This is a genomic window from Streptomyces niphimycinicus, from assembly GCF_018883605.1.
GTDB lineage: Bacteria > Actinomycetota > Actinomycetes > Streptomycetales > Streptomycetaceae > Streptomyces > Streptomyces niphimycinicus.
The window spans coordinates 1-3,755 of record NZ_JAHLEM010000594.1; the positions used below are offsets into that span (position 1 = coordinate 1).

General features: G+C 71.3%; 3 protein-coding genes. 2 read left to right on the top strand and 1 reads right to left on the bottom strand.

Translation table 11 applies throughout. The annotated features are described in order from the left end of the window. Nucleotides 1-249 precede the first annotated feature (249 nt). Nucleotides 250-1,173: a coiled-coil domain-containing protein gene (locus tag KN815_RS37095; protein WP_216346241.1), complete on the top strand. Its 924-nt coding sequence runs from the start codon at nucleotides 250-252 to the stop codon at nucleotides 1,171-1,173. Nucleotides 1,174-1,378: 205 nt separating this feature from the next. Here the strand turns inward: KN815_RS37095 and KN815_RS37100 are convergent, their stop codons facing one another. After that, nucleotides 1,379-2,941, bottom strand: a complete 1,563-nt coding sequence (locus tag KN815_RS37100; protein ID WP_253209472.1) for an MDR family MFS transporter — start codon at nucleotides 2,939-2,941, stop codon at nucleotides 1,379-1,381. A 469-nt stretch (nucleotides 2,942-3,410) separates the two neighbouring features. On the opposite strand from KN815_RS37100, the gene KN815_RS37105 reads away from it, so the two are divergent. After that, nucleotides 3,411-3,755 (top strand): ATP-binding cassette domain-containing protein (locus tag KN815_RS37105; protein ID WP_216346243.1); only part of this gene is annotated, 345 nt, incomplete at its 3' end.

The following is a 3,755-nucleotide window of genomic DNA, read 5'->3' on the forward strand; positions in this document are numbered from 1 at the left end:
CGGTGCTGCTGGAGCAGATGTGGGACGGTCTGTTGTAGGTCCGTCCGCGCGGCTTTGACCGCGCGCACCGTAGGAACGGCGATCGAGGCGCCCGACCCCCGTGACGGGGGCGGGCGCCTCGTCGTTGTTGTCACCGGCGGCGGTCCCGGCCGGAGATTTGGGCGGAGTGTCGCGTTATGGGGGATGAGAGGCCATCTATAAAGATGTGCGCCGAAGCGCGTTGCATACCGGACAAAAGGGGTTCCAAGGATGGGCGCATCGGTGTCACGTCAGGGCTTCACCATCGTCGGCGGACGGGGCCGTGGCTACCGGCCCGCGCAGGTCGACCACTATGTGGCGGAGCTGTCCGAAGCGCGGGACGCGGCGTGGGAGCGTGCCGCGCGCCTCACCGTGCTGGCCAATGAGCTGTCCGCCGAGGCGGAGCGGCTGCGCGAGGTGATCGCCCAACTGGCCCCCCAGACCTATGAGTCGCTCGGCGACCGGGCCCAGCTCATCCTCATGGCGGCCGAGGAGGAGGTCGTCTGTCTGCGGGCGGCGGCCGAGGCGGTGGCGCAGGAGGAGTGGGAGGCGGCGCAGGCGGTGGCCCGTACGGTGCGGGACGCGGCCCGTGACGAGGCCGAGCGGGTCCGCGAGGCCGCCGAGGTGGCGGCGCGCGCGACCTTGGAGTCGGCCCAGGTGGATGTGGACGAGCTGCGGGCGGTCTCGCGTCAGGATGTCAAGGAGTGGCGGACCCAGGCGCTGGCGGAGCTGAAGGAGATGCGGCAGCGGGCCGCCGGGATCCTGGCCGAGCAGGAGCGGGAGCACGCCGAGCGGTGGGAGGCGGCGGGCCGTGAGCTGGCCGAGCGGGACAGCGCGATGACGGCCCGGCTGGCCCAGTTGGAGGAGTACGCCCAGGCGACGCTCGCCGACGCCAAGCGGGAGTACGGGATGGCCGAGCAGGCCGCGCGGCTGCGGCAGGAGGACGCGCAGGCGCAGGCGGCGGAGATCATCGCCCAGGCACGGGCCCGCGAGGAGCGCCTGGCGCGGGAGACGGAGCGGACGCTGCGCGAGCATGTGGAGCGGCGTGAGGAGCTCAGGGCGCATCTGGAGCATGTGCGCGGCAGTCTGGCGGCGCTGACCGGTAGGCCGGTGGCGGCGGAGGACGCCGCGGCGGCGCCGCGCCCCGAGTCCTGAGCGCACCGCCCGGAGACGGGGGTCGCCGGGGCCGGGGCCGGGCACCGTCCGGCCGGAGCGCCGCCGGCCCCGTCGGGATTCCGTACCGGCCTCAGGATTCCGTACCGGCCTCAGGATTCCGTCCCGGCCTCAGGCTTCCGTCTCGGCCTCAGGACTCCGTCTGGGCCTCAGGATTCCGCCCCAGCCTCAAGATTCCGTCTCGGCCTCAGGCTTCCGTCTCGGCCTCGGCTTCGGTGCGGACCGGGAAGCGGCGCGGGGCGAGGAACACCAGTACCAGCAGCGCCAGCAGCGCGGCGGTCGCCGAGCCCAGGTAGACGTGGTCGACGGCGGTGTCCACGGCCCGCCGCAGATAGTCGGCGGCCTGGTCGGTGAGGGTGCCGGGGTGTTCCAGGGCGCGGGAGACCGAGTCCAGGTCGTCGGGCAGCCCCGGCCGGATGGCGTCGGGGGCTTCGGTGAGCCGGGAGGCCAGGGTCGCGTTGGCGACGGCCCCGAAGAGCGCGGCCCCAAGGCTCTGGCCGACCTGGCGGCAGAAGAGGATCGAGGCGGTGGCGGTGCCGCGCTCGGCCCATTCCACGGACGACTGCACTCCGATGATCAGCGGCAGTTGGAAGAGCCCGAGGGCGCCCCCGAGCAGCAGCATGATCAGTGCGGGCTGCCAGGCGGCGCCCGGGTAGGGGAGGAGGGGGAAGGCGGCCAGGACCAGCGTGGCGGCGGCCATGCCGGTGATGGCGCAGCGCCGGAAGCCGACGCGGTTGTAGACGCGGCTGCTGAGCGCGGCCGCGATCGGCCAGCTCAGCGTCATCGTGGAGAGCACGAAACCGGCCGGTATGGGGCCGAGGCCCAGCACCGACTGGGCGTAGGTGGGCAGAAAGACGGTCGGGGCGATCATCAGCAGGCCGAGCGCGGCGAAGGCGAGGTTGACGGCCGAGATGGTGCGGCGGCGCCAGACCCAGCCGGGGATGATCGGTTCGGCGGCGCGCCGTTCGATCCATACGGTGGCCGCGGCGCATATGGCGGCGCCGCCGAGCAGGGTGAGTGACGGGGCGGACAGCCAGTCCCAGGCCACTCCGCCCTGGACGAGGGCGGTCAGCAGCAGTCCGCCGGTGAGGAAGACGCCGAGCGCCCCGGCCCAGTCGATCCGGGGGCGGCCCTCGTGGTGCCGTCGCTGTTCGTGCAGATGGCGGGTGATGAGCAGGAGGGCCAGGGCGCCGACCGGCAGGTTGATGAGGAAGATCCAGCGCCAGTCGGCGTAGCCGGCGAGTACTCCGCCGATCGCGGGGCCCGCCACCGAGGAGAGTGCCCAGACGGAGGAGAGCCTGGCCTGTATCTTCGGGCGTTCCTTGAGCGGGTAGAGGTCGGCGGCGACGACCTGGATGGTGCCCTGGAGTGCCCCGCCGCCCAGTCCCTGGACGATCCGGAAGGCGATGAGGGAGGCCATGTTCCAGGCGGCGGCGCACAGCAGTGAGCCGATGAGGAAGACGACGATGCCCGCGAGCAGGATGGGTTTGCGGCCGAAGGTGTCGGAGAGCTTTCCGTACAGCGGCAGGGAGACGGTGACGGCGAGCAGATAGCCGGAGAAGAGCCAGGAGAAGACGGAGAAGCCGCCGAGGTCGCCGACGATCTGCGGTACGGCGGTGGAGATGATCGTCGAGTCGAGCGCGGCCAGTGCCATGCCGAGCATGAGGGCGGCGGCGACGGGGCGGCGGCCGCGGGGGGTGGATGCGCCGGGGTGCGGCTGGGGTGCGGGGGGTTTGGGGTCAGCGTCCATCGGCCGTCGTGCGGTGCCGCCCACGGTGGCGCGCTCCCTTCGCCGGTACGCGCCGGCACGTGTTCCTGATGTTCGTGCGGGGGACTCCCGTACGCACGATTCTTGTACGACCCACGATTCCATGGCGGGACAGGCTGGGGGAAGAACGCATCCGGGCTGTCCAGAAGGCCCGGCCCCAGCCTGACGTGGCGGAAGGGCGCAGAATTTACCCCGAGTCCGGGTCGATCCCAGGACTCACTCCCCTAGGGGATGCCCACCCTGTACTCCTACTCCCGGTTCGTCCGGGCGGATGAGGAGCCCGCCGTCCCGGCTTCATAAGGTTGCTACGGGCTGCGCGACCGAGGGGGTGGGGCCAGCCCTACCGCTGAGAGGGAGTCCTTCCCCATCGCGGAGGTTCCCGGATCACGGCAATCTTGATGCCGTGATCGGGGAGCGAACATCGCCGATCACTTACTGAAGGAGAACGAGTGTGACTACGGCTGTATCGATTCCCAGGACCGGGGGCAGCGGAGGACATACGGCCGTCGCCGCCCGTGCACGTCAGGTGGTCAAGGCGTATGGCTCGGGGGAGACCCGGGTGGTGGCGCTGGACCAGGTGGACGTGGACATCGCGCGTGGGCAGTACACCGCGATCATGGGCCCGTCCGGTTCCGGCAAGTCGACCCTGATGCACTGCCTGGCCGGTCTGGACACCGTCAGCTCCGGGCAGATCTTCATCGACGAGACCGAGATCACCGGGCTGAAGGACAAGAAGCTCACCAAGCTGCGCCGGGACCGGATCGGCTTCATCTTCCAGGCGTTCAACCTGCTGCCG